Origin of the sequence: Nostoc sp. DedSLP04 (genome assembly GCF_034530775.1) — a bacterium.
In the GTDB taxonomy this organism is placed as follows: domain Bacteria; phylum Cyanobacteriota; class Cyanobacteriia; order Cyanobacteriales; family Nostocaceae; genus Nostoc.
Genome location: NZ_JAVRCL010000029.1, coordinates 47,652 through 68,793 on the forward strand (window position 1 = coordinate 47,652; position 21,142 = coordinate 68,793).

The 21,142-nt window shown below is 41.7% G+C and carries 15 protein-coding genes; 4 read left to right on the plus strand and 11 right to left on the minus strand.

The genetic code is table 11. The annotated features are described in order from the left end of the window. Window positions 1-12: 12 nt before the first annotated feature. The 4 genes from RMX89_RS17915 to RMX89_RS17930 form a co-directional block, all read right to left on the minus strand. The gene (locus RMX89_RS17915; RefSeq protein ID WP_322689867.1) at window positions 13-1,545 is read right to left on the minus strand and encodes a response regulator; all 1,533 of its coding nucleotides are present in this window, start codon (window positions 1,543-1,545) and stop codon (window positions 13-15) included. After that, on the minus strand, window positions 1,545-7,508 hold the full coding sequence (locus RMX89_RS17920) for an AAA family ATPase (RefSeq protein WP_322689868.1): 5,964 nt from the start codon (window positions 7,506-7,508) through the stop codon (window positions 1,545-1,547). Before RMX89_RS17920 ends, RMX89_RS17915 begins: the two co-directional genes overlap by 1 nt. A gap of 514 nt (window positions 7,509-8,022) precedes the next feature. After that, window positions 8,023-8,655 (minus strand): response regulator transcription factor, encoded by a 633-nt coding sequence (locus RMX89_RS17925; RefSeq protein ID WP_322673681.1) that lies wholly within the window; start codon window positions 8,653-8,655, stop codon window positions 8,023-8,025. Continuing rightward, a complete protein-coding gene (locus RMX89_RS17930; RefSeq protein ID WP_322689869.1) occupies window positions 8,652-9,488 on the minus strand; it encodes a S1C family serine protease in 837 nt (278 codons plus the stop codon). Before RMX89_RS17930 ends, RMX89_RS17925 begins: the two co-directional genes overlap by 4 nt. A 92-nt stretch (window positions 9,489-9,580) precedes the next feature. Here RMX89_RS17930 and RMX89_RS17935 point away from each other — a divergent pair, with 92 nt between their 5' ends. Next, window positions 9,581-9,913: a hypothetical protein gene (locus RMX89_RS17935; RefSeq protein WP_322689870.1), complete on the plus strand. Its 333-nt coding sequence runs from the start codon at window positions 9,581-9,583 to the stop codon at window positions 9,911-9,913. Here the strand turns inward: RMX89_RS17935 and RMX89_RS17940 are convergent. Beyond that, window positions 9,881-10,783 carry a S1C family serine protease gene (locus RMX89_RS17940; protein ID WP_322689871.1) on the minus strand — a complete coding sequence of 301 codons (903 nt, stop codon included), beginning with the start codon at window positions 10,781-10,783 and terminating at the stop codon, window positions 9,881-9,883. The two genes, RMX89_RS17935 and RMX89_RS17940, sit on opposite strands and share 33 nt — an antisense overlap. Before the next feature lie 309 nt (window positions 10,784-11,092). Between RMX89_RS17940 and RMX89_RS17945 the strand changes: the two genes are divergently transcribed. The 3 genes from RMX89_RS17945 (at window position 11,093) to RMX89_RS17955 (ending at window position 12,589) form a co-directional block, all read left to right on the plus strand. After that, window positions 11,093-11,932: a uroporphyrinogen-III synthase gene (locus tag RMX89_RS17945; RefSeq protein ID WP_322689872.1), complete on the plus strand. Its 840-nt coding sequence runs from the start codon at window positions 11,093-11,095 to the stop codon at window positions 11,930-11,932. A gap of 145 nt (window positions 11,933-12,077) precedes the next feature. Further along, window positions 12,078-12,371, plus strand: coding sequence for a 2Fe-2S iron-sulfur cluster-binding protein (locus tag RMX89_RS17950; RefSeq protein ID WP_322673686.1), 294 nt, complete (start codon window positions 12,078-12,080; stop codon window positions 12,369-12,371). A gap of 2 nt (window positions 12,372-12,373) precedes the next feature. Beyond that, window positions 12,374-12,589, plus strand: coding sequence for a 2Fe-2S iron-sulfur cluster-binding protein (locus RMX89_RS17955; protein ID WP_416211992.1), 216 nt, complete (start codon window positions 12,374-12,376; stop codon window positions 12,587-12,589). Window positions 12,590-13,065: 476 nt separating this feature from the next. On the opposite strand, the gene RMX89_RS17960 is transcribed toward RMX89_RS17955, so the two are convergent. The 6 genes from RMX89_RS17960 to RMX89_RS17985 form a co-directional block, all read right to left on the minus strand. Further along, window positions 13,066-14,604, minus strand: a complete 1,539-nt coding sequence (locus tag RMX89_RS17960; RefSeq protein WP_322689873.1) for an HlyD family efflux transporter periplasmic adaptor subunit — start codon at window positions 14,602-14,604, stop codon at window positions 13,066-13,068. Window positions 14,605-14,662: 58 nt separating this feature from the next. Continuing rightward, a complete protein-coding gene (locus tag RMX89_RS17965; protein ID WP_322689874.1) occupies window positions 14,663-14,932 on the minus strand; it encodes a hypothetical protein in 270 nt (89 codons plus the stop codon). 105 nt (window positions 14,933-15,037) lie between these two features. Continuing rightward, window positions 15,038-17,983, minus strand: coding sequence for a peptidase domain-containing ABC transporter (locus tag RMX89_RS17970; RefSeq protein ID WP_416211991.1), 2,946 nt, complete (start codon window positions 17,981-17,983; stop codon window positions 15,038-15,040). A 25-nt stretch (window positions 17,984-18,008) separates the two neighbouring features. Further along, a complete protein-coding gene (locus RMX89_RS17975) occupies window positions 18,009-18,809 on the minus strand; it encodes a peptidylprolyl isomerase (RefSeq protein ID WP_322689875.1) in 801 nt (266 codons plus the stop codon). A 155-nt stretch (window positions 18,810-18,964) separates the two neighbouring features. Next, window positions 18,965-19,723 (minus strand): pre-peptidase C-terminal domain-containing protein, encoded by a 759-nt coding sequence (locus RMX89_RS17980; RefSeq protein WP_322689876.1) that lies wholly within the window; start codon window positions 19,721-19,723, stop codon window positions 18,965-18,967. A 663-nt stretch (window positions 19,724-20,386) separates the two neighbouring features. Further along, window positions 20,387-21,127, minus strand: coding sequence for a PPC domain-containing protein (locus tag RMX89_RS17985; protein WP_322689877.1), 741 nt, complete (start codon window positions 21,125-21,127; stop codon window positions 20,387-20,389). Window positions 21,128-21,142: the final 15 nt, after the last annotated feature.

Sequence of the window (21,142 nt, forward strand, 5' to 3'; positions counted from 1 at the left end):
AAAGTTTTTGGTTTAGCCAAAATAGGAAGGTGCAGCCAAAGTCAATTCTAAAGGGTGCGATCGCATCGGAATTTTAATCATAAACTCTGTTCCCTGACCGGGTGCTGAAATACACGTTATTTGACCACCATGTTTGGAGACAACAATTTCCTGGCTAATCGACAAGCCTAAACCCGTTCCTCTACCTACGGGTTTTGTTGTAAAGAAAGGGTCAAATAAGCGATCGCGTACTTCCTCTGTCATACCGGGGCCAGTATCGCCAATCCTAATAGTCACAAAATTATCGTCAGTTACTTCGGTGCGAATCCGAATCGTGCTGCGGCAAAAGTAAATTTCCTGGGGCGATCGCTCTTTATCATACTCCTCCAAAGCATCAATTGCATTCGCCAATAGATTCATAAACACTTGGTTGAGTTGTCCCGCATAACACTCCACAAGGGGTAGGTCGCCATACTCTTTAACGAGTTGAATCCCTAGTTGGTTAGAGCTGCCTTTAAAGCGATTGTGCAAAATCAGCAGTGTGCTATCTAGCCCAGCATGAATATCTACTGGCTTCATTTGGGCTTCATCGACGCGGGAAAAAATCCGTAAGGACTGAATAATTTCGCGGATGCGGTCAGCCCCAACCTTCATCGAACTCAGCAATTTAGGCAGGTCTTCACTCAGAAATTCTAAATCTATCGCTTCAGCCAGTTGTTGAATTTCAGGTAGCGGTGAGGGAGTGTACTTAGCATAGAGGTTCAAGAGGTCGAGCAAGCCTTGGGTATATTCATAGGCGTGAGTCAGATTCCCATAGATGAAGTTGACGGGATTGTTAATTTCATGGGCGACACCCGCCACCAATTGTCCCAGACTGGACATTTTTTCACTATGAACCAGTTGGCTTTGAGTTTCTTGAAGTTGGCGAAAGGCAAGTTCTAGTCGATTGGCTTGTTCTCGATAGCGTGCTTCTGATTCTTGCAATGCTTGTTCTGTACAAATTCGCTCTTGGATTTCCTGTTGCAGCAGCTGATTAGATTCAAAAAGTGCAGCTGTCCTTTCTTCCACGCGTTCTTCTAACTCAGATGTCAGTTTTAAGAGGGCGTTCTCTGCCTTAGTTCGTTCTTGAATCTCTTGTGCCAGATGCACATTTTGTTCTTGCAATTTCTTAGTCAGGTTTCGGATGCTTAAATGGATTTTGACACGGGCTAAAACCTCTTCATGCTGAAGTGGCTTAGTGATATAATCAACCGCCCCAAGATTCAAACCTCTGACCTTATCCACTGTCTCAGAAAGCGCCGTCATAAAAATTACGGGGATGTCTTTAGTTGATTCTTGAGCTTTCAAATGCTGGCAAGTTTCAAACCCATCCATACCAGGCATGAGTACATCTAACAAAATTAGATCGGGGAGAGCATATTCGACCTGTTCAATTGCATCCTCGCCATCCTGCGCTACTAAAACTTGGAAGCCAGAATCAGCCAAGAAATCGAATAACACTCCTAAATTTGTCGGGTTGTCATCAACGATTAAGATAATGCCATTTTCGATGTTGGAAAGACTCATTAATTTACTCCTATATTTTTTAAAACTTCACGGATTTTTTTAACTTGAAAACCTTTAGCTAATTGACGCAATTCTAAAGAAAAAGGTGCATATTTAACATCCAATTCTTCCAATCGCTCGACTTGTTGTACAATACCTTTGAGATCGCCTTTCATTGCTAAATTCAACAGAATTGCAATTTCGTCTGCGGAGGGAGCTACCAATGATTGCTGAAAATTTTCTTGTTTATTCTCTGTAGATACTTTTTCACCATCTTCATAAATCCATTCCAGTTTTAAGTGATACTGCAACTTTTCTAAAAGCTCTGTTATGCGGATGGGCTTAGGTAGAAAATCATTGCAACCTGCCTCCTTACTTTTGTTGAGATCGAAATCAAAAACACTGGCAGAAGTGCCAATCACGATCGCATTCTTTAGTTCAGGCGATCGCCGAATGCGACGGGTAGTTTCAAAGCCATTCATTTGAGGCATCAACAAATCCATTAAGATACAATCTGGATTCAATTCAAATGCCTTATTGAGACAATCATGACCATCTGCCGCTTCCACAATTTCAAATCCTAAAGGCGATAGCATCTTAACCAAGATTGCACGATTTTCTGCTCTGTCATCTGCTACAATTACTTTCCGCTTATAGCCTTTAAAACTTTGGATATTTCGTTGCTCTTTCTTGACAACATCAGCGTATTGAGAAACTTCAGGTAAATCTAAATCAAAGAAGAAAACGCTCCCTTTTCCTAAAGTACTCTTCACTTGGATTTCGCCACCCATCATCTGAACTAATTGGCGGGTAATTGCCAGCCCCAATCCCGTTCCTTCTGCTTTGCGATCGCCATCTCCTACCTGCTGGAATGGCAAAAATATCTCTTCTAATTGCTCTGGTGCCATACCAATTCCTGTATCTTCCACCTGGAACCGAATTTTACCTTCCTGATAGCCGACTTTGAAAGCCACGCCTCCAGTTTCAGTAAACTTAACGGCATTACCCAGTAAGTTAATCAAAGCTTGCCGCAACCGTTTTTCATCAGCCTTAACACCTATAGGAAGTTGAGTAATCTGTTCAAAAATTAAGCAAATACCTTTTTGTTCGGCACGGATACGGCAGATTTCGGCAATGCCTTCGAGAAATTCTGGAAAATGAAAATCCGTTAGATGGAGTTCCATTTTTCTAGCTTCAATTTTAGAGAGGTCTAAAATGTCATTGATCAGGTTCAAGAGGTGGTCGCCACACTGATGAATAATATTTACACCATCTTTTTGTGAGTTAGTTAAACTTTTTTCACGCTTAAGAATTTGGGCATAACCCAAAATGCCATTAAGCGGTGTTCTCAGTTCATGGCTCATGTTGGCAAGAAAATCACTTTTAGCACGGTTGGCTGATTGGGCGATTTCTTCTGCTTTTTGCAGATGCACATTTTTTTCCTGTAATTCTAAAGTTCGCTCTTGTACTTTGGCTTCTAAGTTAGTGTTGGCTAATTTTAAGTCTTTATAAAGACGAGCATTTTCAATGGAAATCGCCGCTTGAGAAGATAACAGTTGTAATACTTCTAAGCGATCTGATGTAAATGCGCCAATGGTGAGATTATTTTCTAAATAAAGAATGCCACTGAGTTTGCCTTGATGGATGAGCGGTGTACATAAAACCGATTTAGGTTTATGGTTGACGATGTACGTATCTGTGGTAAATGTTCCTTCACGAGTTGCATTATTGAGGACAATATTTTCTTTAGTTCGGGCTACATAGTTAATCAGTGAAATTGGTAGTTGCTGACTGGTTGATACTGAGATTCCTTGTAATACAGTTACATCGACTTTATCTACTGCTCCTGATGCTTCTATTAGCAAGTCTCCTGATTTTTCTAAAATTAAGTAGCCTGTTTGAGCGCCAGCATTCTCTAGCACAATTGTTATTAATTTTGTTAGTAAATTGCTCAAAACTATTTCTCCAGAAAGAGCTTGAGATGCTTTCATAACTGTGGCTAAATCCAGTGAGTCTGAAGCATTTTCACCCGTAGAGTTAATTATCTGAGTCACATTCGTACTGACGCTTTCTCGCTTTGATATGCGAAATAGTTGAGGATATCTTTTCTCCAAGTCTTTGACTTTTGCCTTCGCTCCCCAGCAACCATATCCATAGTAGGCATCGTTGAGATAGGTATTAGCAACTTTCTCTCTACCACACGCAAAATAGAATTCTGCTGCTAGTTCCGAGGCTAGGGCTTCTTCTTGAATATATCCATGTTCTCTAGCTCCAGTTATGGCTCGGTCGTAAAACGCGATCGCTTTGGCATCTTGCTTCAATACTCGCGCTTTTTCTGCTTCCACTAAATCGTACTTATGCTGATAGTTCGCAGGAGAATGCAACGCCCATTGCTTCATTTTTTTCTGCTGCGCTATCACTTGGCTGAAATATTGTTGGCGAGCGGTTTGTGATGCACTGGGATACAAAGCTAGGAGAGTCAAAGAGGAGTAGAACTTGTGTTCGGCTTTGTACATCAATCCTTGTCCACCTTGTTCGTATTTTTCTGCCAACAAGGCATTCTCAGCAGCGCGATCGTAATTTTTAAATAAATAACCCAGAATCAGTTTAGAAACATAGATAGGATAAATAGCCATATAATTATTGCTATTTATCAGAATTGGCAACATTTTATTTTCATCAAAACTTTCGCCAATTAATCGATATGGTTCCGCAGTTTTTCTAGTTAAATTTAAACTTGTTTGTCGGACTATCTGAGCATAAATAATTTGAAACTCTTGTTTGGTTCTTTGCATTAAAGCAATATAATGCGCCTGTTTTTGAAGAGCAATTTCTAGATTTTCGCCGATAAAAAACAAATGCGTACAATAAAAACAAGCCGAATAAGAAGCATATTCTAAATCTCCTGTTTCTAGCCCTCTTTGGACACCCTCAATTAACGGTTCTATAGTATTAATACCTGGTTCTTTCCAATGCCTGATAAAATAATTAAATGTTTCATAGATTTTCGCCGTCATTTCCTTAGCATTGAATTGATTTAACAGCTTTAAGCCTAGCTGACCGAATTGATAACCAGAATCCATGTCTTCAAAAGCGCCACATAAGAACATTCCATAAAGTACATACGCATAAGCTGACAGAGGAGAGTTTCCATCTTTGAGACAGAGATTGGTCATTTTAAAAACGACCTGTGGATAAAGTTCGGGAGCTACAATATAAACCGGAGGAATCAAATTTATCAAAATTCGCAATGCAGCTAATTTATAAACATCAGTCATTTCTGGTAATTCTATTAAATCTTCAATCCGTTTTCCTCCTAAATTCAATCTAGTCAGTCTTGTTGGGGATTTAGCTGCTAAAGGTAAACCTAGCATTTTCAGCACTTGCAGTCCGGTATTTAATGCGGCTTGCATTTGGTTTTTAGCAATATAAAACTGCATTTTTGTCTCATACACCTGGACTCGATCGAGCAGGGTTTTTGCCTGTGCCAAAACTACATCAGAAAGCATTTCTGCTCGCTCAAAATTAGTGTTGAGGAATTCTACTGCTGCTGTTTCTACATAGAGGTTAAGTGTCATGTCATACTGACACTGCCAACTATCTGCCGCAAGTAATTCCAAACCTACATTTAAATATTTAACAGATGATTCATACGCTGTTGCTGCTTTTGCTTTCTGTCCAGCTATAAGATTGAGTTGAGCCAGTCTATCTTTTTGAGGCTGTTGGGCGATGAATTCAGCACCAACATTCAGTTGGTTGACAATTTCAAAAATGTTTTCTTCAATGTCCCTTTCCGAGGTATGTATTAGTAGCAATTCACCAATTTTTAGGTGAGTCTGTTTTTTCTGGTCATCTGGAATAAGAGAATAAGACGCTTGCTGTACCCGGTCGTGTAAGAACTTATAGGTAATGGGTGATGAGGGCTGGTTAATGTGCGATCGCCTGTTCTCAGTCTCTATTTGTTCTGAGTCAAAAACAAGCGGTGTTTTGTAGGAATTGTTGAGGGGTAGAACCAAACCTGATTGCAGAGCTTCCCACAAATCTGCTGCTGTTTCTGACTGAGATGTTTTATTAATAATAGCCAATATATCTAAAGTAAACTTGTCTCCAATGCAGGCGGCAAACTTTAACACATTCTGTGTTTTTTCAGATAGCTTTTGAATTTGGCTAACCATCAATTCAACGACGTTATCAGTTATATTAACTCCCTGAATAAACTCAATATTCCATTGCCAAAAACCGCGTTCAAAGTCAAAGTATAATAAGTTATCCTGATAAAGAGATTTGAGTAACTGAGTTAAGAAAAAGGGGTTGCCTTGGGTTTTTGTAAAAACTAACTCAGCTAACGGCTTTACCTTTAAAATCTCACTACGAAGAGTATCGGCTACTAACTGATTGACGTGAGCGATATCCAAAAGCTGGAGGATAATGTTATTTACGATCGCACCAGTCTGTTGAATCTCCTCCAAGGTCTGAATCAAGGGATGAGTGGCGCTTACTTCGTTATCTCGATATGCACCAATTAGCAATAGATATTGGCTATCTGGGTCAGTCATAATTAACTGGATAAGCTTGAGGGAAGCTGAATCTGCCCACTGTAAGTCATCCAGAAACAAAACTAGTGGGTGTTCGGGTTGACTAAATACATGAATGAATTGTTGAAACACCCGATTAAATCGATTTTGTGATTCTGACGATCCTAATTGAGGAACTGCTAGCTGCGGGCCAATAATCCGTTCTAATTCGGGAATAACGTCTATAATCACTTGAGCGTTGGAGCCGAGGGCATCTATTAGTTTTGATTTCCAAACGGCTATTTGCTCGTCGGTTTCTGTTAGCAATTGCCGCATCAAATCTTGGAATGCTTGAATTAGAGAAGCAAATGGAATATTCCGCTTGAACTGGTCAAATTTACCGGAGATAAAATAACCTCGCTGGCGCACAATCGGTTTGTGAACTTCAGAAACTAAGCACGATTTACCGATGCCTGAGTAACCAGAAACTAGCATCATTTCCGTAGTACCAGAACTGACGCGATCGAATGCTTCTAACAAAGTAGCAACTTCTATTTCCCGTCCGTAGAGTTTTTGCGGGATGGAAAATTGGCTGTATGAATCTAATTGACCGACAATAAAGTGGGAAATCTCGCCATCCGTCTGTAACTGAGTCAGACAGGTTTCTAAATCGGCTTTTAGTCCGAGAGAACTTTGATATCTATCTTCAGCAGTTTTAGCTAATAATTTCATTACAATGTCAGAAACCGCCGAGGGAATTTGGGGATTGAACTCTTGAGGCGCTATTGGTGTTTTGGCAATATGGCAATGAACAAATTCCAGAGAGTCAGCGGCATTAAATGGCAGCGCACCTGTCAGCATTTCATAAAAAGTAACGCCTAAAGAATAGAAGTCGGTACGGTAATCAATTGACCGATTCATTCGTCCGGTTTGCTCCGGTGACATATAGGCGAGAGTGCCTTCTAATAAATTGGGATTGCTGATGCTTTGATTTTCTTTTTCTAAACGCGATGCAATACTGAAGTCGATAATTTTAACTTGTCCGGTTTTTGGGTTAATAACGATATTGTCAGGTTTAATATCTTTATGAATAATCTTGGCTTGATGCAGTTGAGTGAGAGTGGATGCTAGCTGAATGGCTATTGTGAGAAATTCGGTTAATGACAATTGGCGATCGCTAATATACTTTTTTAGAGATTCTGCACCAAAGTCTGCCAAAATTAGGGCTAAACCGTTATGATGATTTTCTAAGGCTAGAGACTTGACAATTCCCTCTATATCTACTAATATCTGCGATATTTTATATTCATGTCTGAGTCGGGTTAGTTCTTCGAGGCTGGGATACTCGGCTTTCAGGGCTTTAACGATCGCAAGACTTCGATCTGACTGCTTGGAAGCGCGATAAATAACGGTATTCACACCTTCATGCAGAGCTTCAATAAAGTTGTAACCGGGAAGGACAGGTATCATTTTTCTAAGCCTAAGTAGTACGATGAACTGGGCATGATGCTAATGAACTTTATCCACAACTGTCAAATAAAAGGACAATCAAGTGCTTTCTTTAGCATTCCCAGCCAGCCCAAAATTTCTCTAAGGCTAAATAAAGCTCAACATTTGGAAATATAAGCTTGGGTTAAAGGTTATTGGTGTAGATAATTGGTTTTAAAAGACGCGATAAATCGCGTCTCTACATCTGGGTTTTGTTGCTCATTCTGAACTGTATAGACGCTGCGCTATCTGCTTTTGGGTCAGAATACCTAACTGAATTCTGACTTCTGAATTCTGTATTAGACCTCTTGCACAAATGCAAAATTCGCCCACCCTACGGGATCTTGCTACATCTCCCAACCCCTTCTCCCAATATTGGGAGAAGGGGAGCCAATTTCAAAGTCCCTCTCCCAAGTTTGGGAGAGGGATTTAGGGTGAGGGCTTTTTATTCATACAAGAAGTCTATCGATCGCGATCTCATATTAATGACTAAAGATCAAAGCATAATCAAACCCAGTCGTACACCCACAGCAACAGCTTCAGTGCGGCTGGAGACACTGAGCTTTTGAAAAATGGATGAGAGATGAAATTTAACGGTATGCTCAGAAATATGCAAACGTTTTGCGATCGCTTTATTTCCCAACCCCGATCCAAGCATTCCTAAAACCTCTATCTCCCGTGGTGTCAAGGTTTGTACGGGATTTGTTACTACTTTTTCGCGGATAGACAGTAATTCTACAGCATTTGGGTGCAGCACCAGCAAACCAAAAGCGATCGCTTCTACAGCCGCGACAATTTCTGATTCTGTACTAGTATTAGGCAATATTCCCCGGATACCAGAACGTAACGCCGTTTCTAAATCAATGCTGTCGAGTTCTTCAACAATGACGATTATTCCTAATGGATATTGCTGTTCTTGAATAACTAGCAATTTTTCCCACACCGCTTGTTGAAAATTCCCACTCAAATCTACCAGCACTACATCCGGCTGTAATTGCCCAACTTCACTCGCCAATACATCCAAATCGGATGCACTCCCCACAACCGTCAACCGAGGATTGGTAGTCACCACAGCTGATAACCCTGCCCGCACCACAGGGGAAGTAGCAACCACCATCACTCGGATCATGTCGCCTCCACAGCAGTTTTATCGGACTGCACGGCTACATAAATCACGAATTGCTGCCTACCGCGTAGGAGTTGTAGCGGCACAGATCCTTTACTTTCATGGAGATATTTAGTTAAGTCATTTATGCTAGTGAATAATCGCCCCGAAACTCCAATTAAAACATCGCCGATTTGTACACCAGCATTTTCCGCCGCACTGTTAGGTAGAATTGACAACACCAAGAAACCCAAGCTACGCCTACTTAAAAGCACAGGTTGCAGTGTAACTCCCAGCTGCGGACGACTATTTCCCTGTAAAAAACGCTCAACGGTGTTGCTGGGAACTGCCACAGCCAAACCATTAGCAATCATCGTGTTAATTCCCACGACAAGACCTTGACAATCGGCAAGTGGCCCCCCAGAATTACCAGGATACAGCCGCAAATCGGCCATAACTGCTCGTGGATTATTTGTATAGATAATTCCAGTTGTCACAGCGCCACTGTCAGCAAAGGGATTACCCACCGCTAAGACCAATTCACCTACTCGTAGCGCTTCAGAATTGCCGATAGTTGCAGCAGTTAAATCAGTGGCAACAATTTTCAGAGCTGCTAAATCCTGCTGTGGATCGAATTGGGTACGCACCGCATCAAATACCCTTCCGTCTGCCAATTCCACAGTTGCGCGGTTGCTAGTTGCTACATGGGCATTAGTGATAATTAGTCCGTCAGGTTGCCAAATTACACCAGAACCGACTCCCAGAGAGCCGCTTTTTACTTTGACAGTGCGTAGGCGTAGTTTAGCAGCTACCTCTGTCAATTCAGCAGCGATGTTAGTTAATGTTGTGTTTGCCATGTTATACAGTTTTTGAGCGTGTGAAAGTAAAATCTAGTGATGTCTTTTGTCATTTGTCCTTTGTCCTTAGAAACACAAATGACAAATGACTAATGACTAATGACGATTCGAGCAAAAAGGTGCAACTTCCGAGTTCAGAGGCTCAACGTTCGAGCAAAAAGGTGCAACTTCCGAGTTCAGAGGCTCAACGTTCGAGCAAAAAGGTGCAACTTCCGAGTTCAGAGGCTCAACGTCCGAGTAAAAAGGTGCAACTTCCGAGTTCAGAGGCTCAACGTTCGAGCAAAAAGGTGCAAGTTCCGAGTTCAGAGGCTCAACGTTCGAGTAAAAAGGTGCAAGTTCCGAGTTCCAAATTCCAAATTCCAAATTCCAAATTACGAATTACGAATTACGAATTACAAAGGTCGTTCGCCAACTGCGATCGCTAACTCAATTAACACTCCACCCCGGACAACTTGGACGTTGACAGCTTTACCAATGCGATCGCTACTATTGAGCAACGCCAACACATCACCTGTATCGCCCACAGTTACGCCATCGAATGTTACCAAAACATCGCCAAGCAGCACACCTGCATTGTCAGCAGGCCCCGCAGCCTCAACGTTGACAACAATTACCCCAGTTGCCGAACTTAAATTGAGAGCAGTTTTTAGGTTCTTTGGTAAACGTACAGGTTGCATTCCTACACCCAAGTATCCTTTAGAAATGCGTCCTTTTGCTACTAATTGGTCAACCACGCGATCGACTGTAGCAGTGGGAATTGTCAGAGCAGTACCACGCCGCCCCGATGTATTCATGCCTACAACAAAACCAGCAGCATCTACGAGCGGGCCGCCTGCAAAACCAGAGTAAAGGGTGATGTCTGGGCGGATGAATTGGTCAATATTCCCGCCATTCATACTCCGCCAAGCACCGCTAACCACACTCACTGCACCCATCGCCGCCCTTAAATCACCTTCGCCACCTCTTGCCAGTCCTAACACGAGATGACCAACTTTGAGCGTTTTAGCATCGCCAACTTTGGCCACAGGTATTTCTGCATTTTCTAGTTTAAAAACAGCTATATCGGTGCTAGAGTCATGACCGACGAGTGTTACTGGTGCAGTACTACCATTTGATAAGGTAATAGTGATATCGTCATAGCGCTGGAGTGACTCATCAGAGGTAACAATGATGCCATTACGCCAGTGAATGCCACTTGGAGAAACACGAGTACCGCCATTCACTGCAACCACAGCACTTCCAGCTTGTTCTACGGTATCAGCTAAACTGTTCGACAAAGCCAGTAATGAAGACATAAGATTTTTCTGCCAACTTTCTTAGATGTTCATATCGTGCCGTTTTCTCAACACAGATGACATCGGAAAAATGGAGAGTAATTCATCCTAGAAAAATGGCTAGGATTTACATCAGCTTTTTAGCGTTGCTGAATTCTTGCGGTTATTGGTGTAGATAATTGGTCTTTCAAGACGCGATGAATCGCGTCTCTACATCTTTTGTATTGCGCTATATTATTCAGTTTACGACGGCTAGACTGAGCGCTCAATTTAGCCGTCGTATAGAATTCATTCTGAATCCTGACTCCTGAATTCTGTTTCTAGAAACAAATGCACACCCAATCAAAACAAATCAACCTGCTGACTCCATCGAGAAACTTACCTCTCTATGGCAAGAGAATTTTAGTAACAGCACCGAGAAATTATGCTTATAGGTTATCCGAACAAATCATCAAAAAAGGTGGTTTACCTGTTTTCATGCCTACTATCGAAACCTGCTATTTATCAAACTACAATCAGTTAGATGCCGTTTTAGCCGATATAAACGAATTTGATTGGATTGTCTTTACAAGTCGAAACGGAATCACAGCATTTTTTCAGCGGATAAATGATTTGAATATTCCTATATCTGTAGTACAAAAATGTCACTTATGTGCATTAGGAAAAGATGTAGAAAGCTTATTGTCTTTTTGTAGCAAGGTAGATTTAGTCCCAACAGAATCTAGCCCAGCCGGAATTGTCGCTGAATTAGCGAAACTTCCACAAATTCACGAGAAAAAAGTGCTGATCCCGGCTCCAGAAGTTGTGGGTTTGCCTGAACCTGATGTTGTACCCAATTTGATTACGGATTTGCAACAATTGGGCATAGAAGTAACTCGCGTACCCACATATATTACGCAGGGTTTAGATAAAACTATCTACGGTATGGAATTAAACCTGATACGTCAAGGAATGATTGATGTAATTGCCTTTAGTAGCACGGCGGAAGTAGAAAGCTTTTTGACAATGGTCAAGTTACAAAGCGATTATGAACATTGTGTTATTGCATGTTTCGGTCCTTACACCACTGCTAACGCCCAAAAGTTGGGTATGAATGTCTCTATTGTGTCTAGAGATTATAGTTCATTTGAGGGATTTGCTGAAGCGATCGCAGCATTTTTCCTTGTGTGATTTTCCTGTCAAGTTTCTGGTACATGTAAACTCGCTCCACTAAGCGTTTGAGAATCTAGAACAGTCAACTACAATCAACTCTAGACTAGCAGCACATAAACTCGTAGTATCGAATATGGAGTTTATTAGAACTAGGGATTGTTACATGGCAACTTATAAAGTCACATTAAAGACCCCAGAAGGCGATAAAACAATTAATGTTGAAGATGATGTGTACATCTTAGATGCCGCTGTCGATGACGAAGGCATAGACATACCCTACTCTTGTAGGGCTGGTTCTTGCTCTAGCTGCACCGGCAAGTTGATTTCAGGTACGATTAACCAAGACGATCAGAACTTTTTAGATGACGACCAAGTTAACGATGGATTTGTCCTCACCTGTGTTGCCTATGCTACTTCTGACTGTACAATCTTAACCCATCAAGAAGATGAGCTTTAGAGATCGCTAACGAGGAATACGATCTGGACTTGCCTTCTTCCTGTAGCGCTGGTTCTTGCTCTACCTGCACCGGGAAGCTGTCAGGTACAGTGAACCAAGACGATTGGAACTTCTTAGATGACGAGCAAATTGACGCAGGATTTGTCCTCACCTGCGTGACCTATGCTACTTCTGACTGTGTAATTGAAACCTATCAAGAGGAAGTGCTTAACGGTTAAGAGTGGGTGAGGATTGAGGGCATTGGTGTCAACTTAAGCCCAAACCCTTTTCAAATCTCGTTTCTCTGAGTGAAAATGCTGCTTATTGGGCTGCTGCCTCCGTTACTGGTGGTAGCAGCCCCCATTGTATTCGTCACCCTAAAAAATGTATGGCAATTAATATCATGTCCGCTTGATTGCTTATTAAACCCGAAGAACCCCACCCCGCCAAAGCTACGCCTTGTCTCCCCTCCCCGCAAGCGGGGAGGGGTTGGGGGTGGGGTGTAATGACTGTGGTTAGCATAACTAATTATGCGGACATGATATAAGCTGCGATCGCAAGTGGTTATAAAATGTGCAGCACCATTTTGATAATTTGCATTCTCTCAAAGATGAGCTAAAGACTTACAACCGCTTCCCCTCTCCCTCTGGGAGAGGGGTTAGGGGTGAGGGCGGAAATTTAGACTTCTAGGGGAGAGGTTTTCCAATCTTTTGATTTAGCGCAGAGACTTTAAGCTTTCAGTCTTTTGCACTAAGAAATCAGTGAAGATACTCATAATGGTGCGCTGACGTAATTTCACATTAGCATTAATGGACATCCCTGATTGCAAGGGAATTTGACGCTGATTAATCAGTAACTTCTGCCCATGTAAGCGGACTTTTGCGGAAAAACGCCAGAAATTATAAACTTGGTCTGGAGGTAAGGCATCAGAGCCAATTTCAACTAGTTCGCCTTTGATATCACCATACTCTTGGAAGGGAAAGGAATCAATTCTCACATCGACTTGTTGCCCTTCTTTAACAAAGCCGATGTCGCGATTGGTGATGTAGACGTTAGCAACCAAGTTACCACTAGGAACAAGTTTCAGAAGCGGTTCGCTGGAATTAACTACAAATCCTGCTGTTTTAGCTTTAAGTTCAAAAACAGTACCATCTACAGGTGCGGTAATTTTCTGATATTTCAGAGTTTGTTCTGCCTGAACCCACTTACTATTAATTTCTCCAATCTGACTATTAATTTCATAGAGGCGTTTCTGATTATCTACAATTACTTTGGTTAATTGGCTGTCAATTCCGGCAATGTTTTTGTCATTATCTGTAATTTTGGCTAGTAAATCTTCTTGAGACACAGCCGCAGTATTGCGAAGTTTTTCATTTGATTGGGCGATCGCTAATTGTAATCGCTGCTGTTCCCGATTCAGTCGAATCACTTCTGCTTGTTTGCTGCTGACATCCTGCTGTTGTTTCAAATATTGCACCTGCGAAATCGCTCCCTGCTGCGCTAGAGGTTCAAACTTGTGGAGAATTTGTTGATTAATTGTCAGCAACTCTTTAGCGCTAGTTAATTCCGCTTGAGTTTGGAAAAATTGCTGTTGCGTCTGTCCTGTTTCTAAATTAGCTGTGGCTAAACGCGATTCCAATTCTATTTGGCGATTTCGCAAGCGTAACTGTTGCTCTCTGGTGAGACTATTTCCAGCAGTCGCACCATTTAATTGTGTCCGATACAACTGGTTTTCGGCAATTATCGCGGCTCGGCTTTTGGTCAAGAAGGCGAGTTCTGGTTTAATTTTCAACAGAGCAGTTTGCTGTGCTATTTCCTGTAGTGATATGTTCCCTTGCATCTGGCGGCGATAGAAGTCATTTTCTTGCTCTAGCGCCTGTTTCGCCAGCAATTGAGCCGCCCGACTTTGTTTTAATGAACTTAACTCCGCCTCCGAAGAAGTTTTTTCTAGGGTAACGAGTGTTTCACCTTTTTTGACTCGCTGACCATCTTTGACTAAAATCTGATTGACAACACCATGAACCGGAGCCTGAATTTCTTTGACTGCACCCTGTGGTTCTAGCTTGCCAGTAGCATGAATTGATTCATCAATTTGGAAAACTGAGGCCCAGATTACTGCGAAGGTACTAACTCCAACAATAGTCCAGGCGATCGCTCTTGACCAAGTAGGTGTTTGTTGTAAAAGTACTGGTTGATCGAATTTATATTGAATATTCATTGGGGAATGGGGAATGGGGAATGGGGGATTGGGCATTGGGGAGTGCTGAGAGACGCGATGAATCGCGTCTGTACAAGAGTTAGAAGTGCTAAGGTTAAAATTCCGAGTTCAGAAGCTCAACGTTCAAGTAAAAAGGTGCAACTTTCGAGTTCAAAGGCTTAACGTTCAAGCAAAAAGGTGCAACTTTCGAGTTCAAAGGCTCAACGTTCCAGTAAAAAGGTGCAACTTCCGAGTTCAAAGGCTCAACGTTCCAGCAAAAAGGCTCAATTTTTGAGTTCAAAGGCTCAACGTTCAAGTAAAAAGGTGCAACTTCCGAGTTCAAAGGCTCAACGTTCCAGTAAAAAGGTGCAACTTCCAAGTTCAAAGGCTGAAGTATCGAATTTTAAGCATGAAATTTCATTATCTAAAGTTGAAGCGATAGTATTTACTGCTGACAAATGACAAATGACTAATGACTAATGACTAATGACTACACTTTCGCTTCCTGTTGCTGATACAGACAGTAGTAATAACCTTTGAGCGCCATCAATTCTTCATGAGTTCCCTGTTCTACCACAGCACCTCCATCCATCATGAGAATGACATCGGCATTGCGAATTGTGCTGAGGCGGTGAGTAATGAAAAACACTGTTTTTTCTCGGAAAGCTGACGCTAAGTTACGGCAAACTTGGGCTTCGGCATTGTAATCTAAGGCACTGGTAGCTTCATCAAGAATCAGTAATTGCGGGTTTTGCAGGACAGTACGAGCGATCGCTACTCGTTGGCGTTGTCCCCCAGATAGTCCCGAACCTCGCTCGCCCACACGGGTGTTATAGCCACTGGGCAAAGACATAATAAAGTCGTGGGCATAAGCTACCTTGGCGGCAGTAATAATTTCTTCATCGCTAGCATCAGGATATCCCAAGGCAATGTTTTCGCGGATTGTGCCATCAAACAATAGGGTATCTTGTAACACCATACCAATCTGACGACGTAGAGAATAAAGTTCTACTTTGCTGATATCATAGTCATCAATCAAGATTTTGCCGGACTTGGGTTCGTAAAGTCTGGGTAATAATTTTAGCAGTGTACTTTTACCGGAACCGCTTTGACCAACAATTCCCACAAAGGAGCCAGCAGGAAAATCTAAGTTAATATTGCACAGTTGCAATGGCCCGTGTTCCGAGAAACTGAAGCTGAGATTTTCAAAGCGGACGCTACCTTGAACGCTGGGCATAAGAATATTTTGACAGTTACCGATTTCTACTTCTTGGGGAGTATCTAAAATATCAGCAAGGCGTTGCAGAGATAAAGCGGTTTCTTGGAAGTTCTGCCAAAGTTGCATTAGGCGTAACAAGGGACTAGTAACATAACCAGCCAAGATGCGAAAAGCGATGAGTTGTCCCAAGGTTAGATGTTGATTGAGAACTAGAAAAGCTCCCACCCACAGCACTAACATACTGGAAAACTTGTTGAGAAAACTGCTAACAGAACCAGCAGTAGTTTGGGTGGAAACTGTTTTGAAACCAGCGCTAATATAACGAGCATAGCGTTCTTGCCATTGCCAACGCGATCGCATTTCTAAATTTTGCGCCTTGACTGTCTGCATTCCCCCCATCACTTCCACTAAATAAGATTGCGTCTCGGCATTGCATTCTGCTTTTTCTTGCAATTGTCGCCGCATCACAGGTGATACCATTAAGTTGAGCAAGCCAAACAACGGTACTGTTGCCAAAGCTACCAAGGTCAACACTGGGCTGTAAATCGCCATTACTACAATGTAGACCACTGAAAATACAGCATCCATCACCACAGTTAAAGCTGTACCAGTTAAGAAAGAGCGAATATTTTCCAACTCGTGAATTCGCGTTGCCAATTCCCCAACAGGGCGGCGTTCAAAATAAGATAATGGCAGACGCAACAGGTGATTAATCACCTCAGAACCAAGGGCGAGGTCAATTCGGTTAGTGGTATCTGTAAATAAATGAGTGCGGATACTGGTGAGTATTGCTTCGATGATTGCTACTACTAGCAAAAAGATGCCAAAAACTTCCAGGGTATCAGGACTGTTACCAACCAATACTTTATCAATAATCACCTGTGTGGCGAGGGGATTTACTAGCCCAAACAGTTGAATAACAATGGAAGCGATTAGTACTTCAATTAATACTTTGCGATAGCGCCGCAGTGAAGGTACAAACCAACTCAAACTAAACCGCGCCTTGGGAGTATTTTTGGTAGTTTGCAGTAGCAGGACTTCTCCTTCAGCCCCCCAGTTTTCCGCAAAGTCTCGTAATTTGTAGCGTAGTAGTCCCATCTCAGGAACGGCAATGAGTAACTCTCGATCGCTATTTTTGTAAATAATTGCAAAACTATCTTGCCAAGAAATCATCACTGGTAGTTGCAAGCGTCCGACTGCGGTAGCGGGAACTTTTACCATCTGTGTTGTCAACCCCATCAACTCAGCAGCAGCAGCGCAAAATTGCAGAGATATAACGCCTTTTTGTTCGTGCTGCTTAGTCAACACTCGCTGCAATGTATCTCTGCGCCAGGAGATGTTAAAGTATTGGCTCAACATTTGGAAGCAAGCTAGTGTTGCATCCAGGGGCCCTCTACCTTTGATATAAGGAAACTTCTTTTGTTTACCCTTGGCTGCTGGTGCTTCTGTGACAGTAATTTCTGAGGCGTAGGGAATCTCGGCGGGTAAGAGTGTTTTTGGTGTAGGAAAAGCGAGATTTTCTCTAAATATTGATTTGGGCAATCCCACCAGACGCATATTTGTATTAAATTTCAGCTTGGGATTGAGTTCATCCAACTCTAAGCGACTCCCCACAGGGAACTCAGAATCGAAATTACTGCTGACTAACCACAAAAATTCTGAATCTAACTGCTGCTGAAAGACTTTGCGTGCAGGAATTGTTTGGATAATCGCAACTTCAGTTGCAGCTTGGGCAAATTTAACTAAATTCCTGCTACCATCTGCGCGACGGCTGAGTTCTTCGGTAAGCAGTTCATGCACTTCTAAAAGAGTAATTTCATTTTGCAGGGCTTGGACAAAAGCCTCTTCTTGCTTGAGTAAAGTTAGAAAACCAGCAATAGGTAGATTAATCGCGATAACTTCAGTAGAGGCGATCGCAGTTTCACAAGCAATACCCCGCATATAACTTACCCAACCCAAAACCTCTCCTTGAGAGAGTAACTTCAGTGTCGCCGGATTTTGTCCTTGGGAATTGCAGGTTAATAAACGCGCTTGCCCTTGGTAGATAATGCTAATCCAATTGGGCATAGCTTCTCTGGTTACTATTACCTGCCCGATGCGATAACGACAAAATTGCACCTTGTCGAGCAAATTTTCTAAAACATTTGGTGACAGATAATTGAAAGGAAATAGTTCAGCAATATATTCTTGAATATCAACGGTTGTATTTGTCATCATCTCTTGCACGCGATTTTAATAATTTTTAAGCAGCTTTCGCTTCTTGAGGCTGTGCTGGTTTGCTGTTGATTCCCATCCAGGCTTTTTCTTCTGGTGATAGTTGACTTAGTTGCTGTTGAAACCAAGCTTCAAAATTCTCTTGCAGCAATCGTTGGCGCATAAAATCGTCCAACTGGGCACTGATAAACTTTTCCACGCGTATAATTATCCATGAGTCTCCAAAGGGTACGGGTGGTTGAACTATACCTACTTGACTTGTGCAAAGTAACTTAGCAAAATTGGGAGTTATAGTACCAAGTTCTACTGGGCCGATGATGCCATTTGTATCAGCTTCTGTCCCTTGAGAATATTCACGAGCTAGTTCCGAAAATGATTGTTCTCCTTCTGTAATTCGGAAGAATAGTTCGTTAGCAGTTCCTCTGCTATCAGTCCGAATTAAAGAATAAATGACTTTATCAAAATGTCTTTTGTATTTGAGGAAGTAAGATTCTAGTTGATGTCCCCAAGTTTGTTGTTTGAACTTTTCAACTCTCAGCTTTCGGGTAGCGAAAAGTTCTAATTGTTCTTGAGTCATACCGTAACATAAGCACCAATCTTGGATTTTTTGCTCGGTAGTCAAATCCCATTGCTGATAAAATTGTTCTAGAGCATGAGATATTTCGGTTTGTGTGCAGATGATTGGTGCGATCGCTAATTCAATAATGCTCTGAGATAACAATTGCGGAATTAGATTGTAACTTGCTAAAAAGGGAATAATTTCTGGCGGTAAGAGGGCGCTGCCGCTACGCCCGTTGTAGACATCGCCTAATTGTAATGTTGTATTCATAATATTTATGCAAATATTTGAGCCGTGCAAAGATATATTTAGAAATGCAAGCGGTATTCAGGTATGGATTTGTACCGCTTGCATCATTTGCATACCCTTGAAAGCATTGCCGTACAAAACTTTCAAGTAATACTCACCACTGCCGATGCCTAAACTTAAGCTTCGGGGGTAGTGAAGTGATCGAACGTCACAGTGTAGGCACTACTGTTAGAGAATTGATTGACTTGCAAGAAGTAGTCACCAGATTGTCTAATATTAGAAATTAACTCTGCCTGACCTAAACCTCCAGTAGAACGCGCAACTTCCTCACCAACGTCAACGATGCGATCGCCGTCCAAGTCTCGAATTAGTCGGATGTCAACATCGGCATTGGCGCTGATTCCAGTCAAGCGAATGTTGACACCTTCAAACAATCCCAAAGAGAAGTTGTAAACATCTGCGGTATTATTGTTACTGACGTTACCAAAACGGGTGACATCACCTGACAGATTACCAAGTACAAATTCCTTCGGCAGAAGATTGCTGAAACCGCCTGTAGAATTGGGTGTAGTCGCAGACAAGTCTAAATCGTAACTGACACCGCCCGAACTACCTGAAGCAAAGCGAGATACTTCGGCAAAATAAGTACCTGCGTTGGCTCTAACGTTAATCGCGTCATCAACGTTGCCTAACTTAGTGGAACTTTCAATAAATCCATTTATTCTGTCAGTAGCGTCTAATATACCGTTAGCATTAACATCACGAAACAGTCTCAGGTCGGCATCATCACCAGTGCTAATGTTGTTAAGAGACAAGTTGATGTTTTTAGTGCTATCGATTGAGAACCTAAAGACATCTGTGGGTTCAACTGCATTTAAGAAGCCATTCAAAGGACGAGGGGTGCTAGCTAATGAACCAAGGTTTACAGTACTCATTTTTTCTCCTTAAGATTATTGATTGTGTGTTAGTCAAATTCAGATTAAGTTGTGGTTTGCACAGATGTAAATTCCGATTTAAATCGACATTTACTAGATTTTATAAGCTTAGATTTTGATGAAAATAAAGAATATTTATTATTTTCAAGAGAGCCTTAGCTGTTTGGTTTTGTGCTTGCCGCGTTCAGAACCTGTTGTTTAACCATGAGTCTAAATTAAACTGTTTCTTCAAGAAACACAGCATGAAAAAGACTTCTATAGTTAGGTGTTTTTTAAAGTAGATTCCAAATACTTTGTATGATTTAGTCAGAAAAAGTCATATAATTCGCCGTTGCCGTAATTGAGAATGAGTTTGCTCGAATAAGGGATATGTAAAGAAGTAGGTGAAAGCTTGCCTCAGGCGATCGCTTTGGCAAACCTTGGTAACACTAAAAAATTGTTGTATAAAATTGATCCAAAAAAACCTCTGAGTTACCAGAGGTTTCTTATGATTAAATCTTTAGCGTCAATTTTGTTGAAATATTTGATCAGTGCAGCTATAATTTATGCAATGAAGCGGTAAAGTTCAGGTATAACTCTCTGCCGTTTGCATCATTTGCATACCTTTGAAAGCATTGCCGTACAATACTTTCAAGTACTATTCACCACTTTCGATGCTTAAACTTAAGCTTCGGAGGTGGTGAAATGGTCAAAACTCAAAGTGTAATTAGTGCTACCTTTGAATTGATCGACCTGTAGAAAGTAATCACCAGCATCCTTAATATTGGAAATAATATCTGAGGTAATACCGCTGTTAATAGAACGGGCAATTTCCTCTCCTACCTCAACTCTGCCATTGCGATTAAAGTCTCGAATTAGTCGGATATCAGCATCATTGCTTAGTCCGCTCAATGTGATATTGACACCCTCAAAGCTTCCTAGAGAAAAATGGTAAACATCAGCGGTATTTTTGTCACTGATAAAACCAGTACGCGCGATATCACCTGATAAGTCACCAAGTTCAAATTCCTTGGGCAAAAGATTGTTGAAATCGAGTGTTGAATTGGGTATCGTTGCAGACCAGTCTAAATCGTAAGTCACAGTGCCGGAACCAGAAAAGCGAGAGACCTCAGCAAAATAAGTACCTGCATTTGCTCTGACATTAATTGATTCATCAAAGTTGCTGCCATTGCGTGAACTTGCAACCAATCCATTCGCTCGGTCGGCCGCGTCTAATATACCGTTACCGTTAACGTCTCGAAAAAGTCTCAGATCGGAATCATCACCAGCACTAATCTCGTTAAGAGACAAGTTAACGTTTCTGGTACTGCTGATTTGGAACTGATAGATATCAGTAGGGTCTGGTGTTTCAAAAGAAAAGTGAGAAGGGGTGCTAGACAGAGTACCAAGATTGAAATTAGTCATTTTTTTGTTTTTTTG

Bases quoted from the DNA above. Each gene is read 5' to 3' on its own strand.
- RMX89_RS17975 (WP_322689875.1), bottom strand. From the start codon at position 18,809: ATGAATACAACATTACAATTAGGCGATGTCTACAACGGGCGTAGCGGC.
- RMX89_RS17945 (WP_322689872.1), top strand. From the start codon at position 11,093: ATGCACACCCAATCAAAACAAATCAACCTGCTGACTCCATCGAGAAAC.
- RMX89_RS17920 (WP_322689868.1), bottom strand. From the start codon at position 7,508: ATGATACCTGTCCTTCCCGGTTACAACTTTATTGAAGCTCTGCATGAA.
- RMX89_RS17985 (WP_322689877.1), bottom strand. From the start codon at position 21,127: ATGACTAATTTCAATCTTGGTACTCTGTCTAGCACCCCTTCTCACTTT.
- RMX89_RS17930 (WP_322689869.1), bottom strand. From the start codon at position 9,488: ATGGCAAACACAACATTAACTAACATCGCTGCTGAATTGACAGAGGTA.
- RMX89_RS17970 (WP_416211991.1), bottom strand. From the start codon at position 17,983: ATGATGACAAATACAACCGTTGATATTCAAGAATATATTGCTGAACTA.
- RMX89_RS17950 (WP_322673686.1), top strand. From the start codon at position 12,078: ATGGCAACTTATAAAGTCACATTAAAGACCCCAGAAGGCGATAAAACA.
- RMX89_RS17940 (WP_322689871.1), bottom strand. From the start codon at position 10,783: ATGTCTTCATTACTGGCTTTGTCGAACAGTTTAGCTGATACCGTAGAA.
- RMX89_RS17935 (WP_322689870.1), top strand. From the start codon at position 9,581: ATGACTAATGACGATTCGAGCAAAAAGGTGCAACTTCCGAGTTCAGAG.
- RMX89_RS17925 (WP_322673681.1), bottom strand. From the start codon at position 8,655: ATGATCCGAGTGATGGTGGTTGCTACTTCCCCTGTGGTGCGGGCAGGG.
- RMX89_RS17960 (WP_322689873.1), bottom strand. From the start codon at position 14,604: ATGCCCAATCCCCCATTCCCCATTCCCCATTCCCCAATGAATATTCAA.
- RMX89_RS17980 (WP_322689876.1), bottom strand. From the start codon at position 19,723: ATGAGTACTGTAAACCTTGGTTCATTAGCTAGCACCCCTCGTCCTTTG.
- RMX89_RS17915 (WP_322689867.1), bottom strand. From the start codon at position 1,545: ATGAGTCTTTCCAACATCGAAAATGGCATTATCTTAATCGTTGATGAC.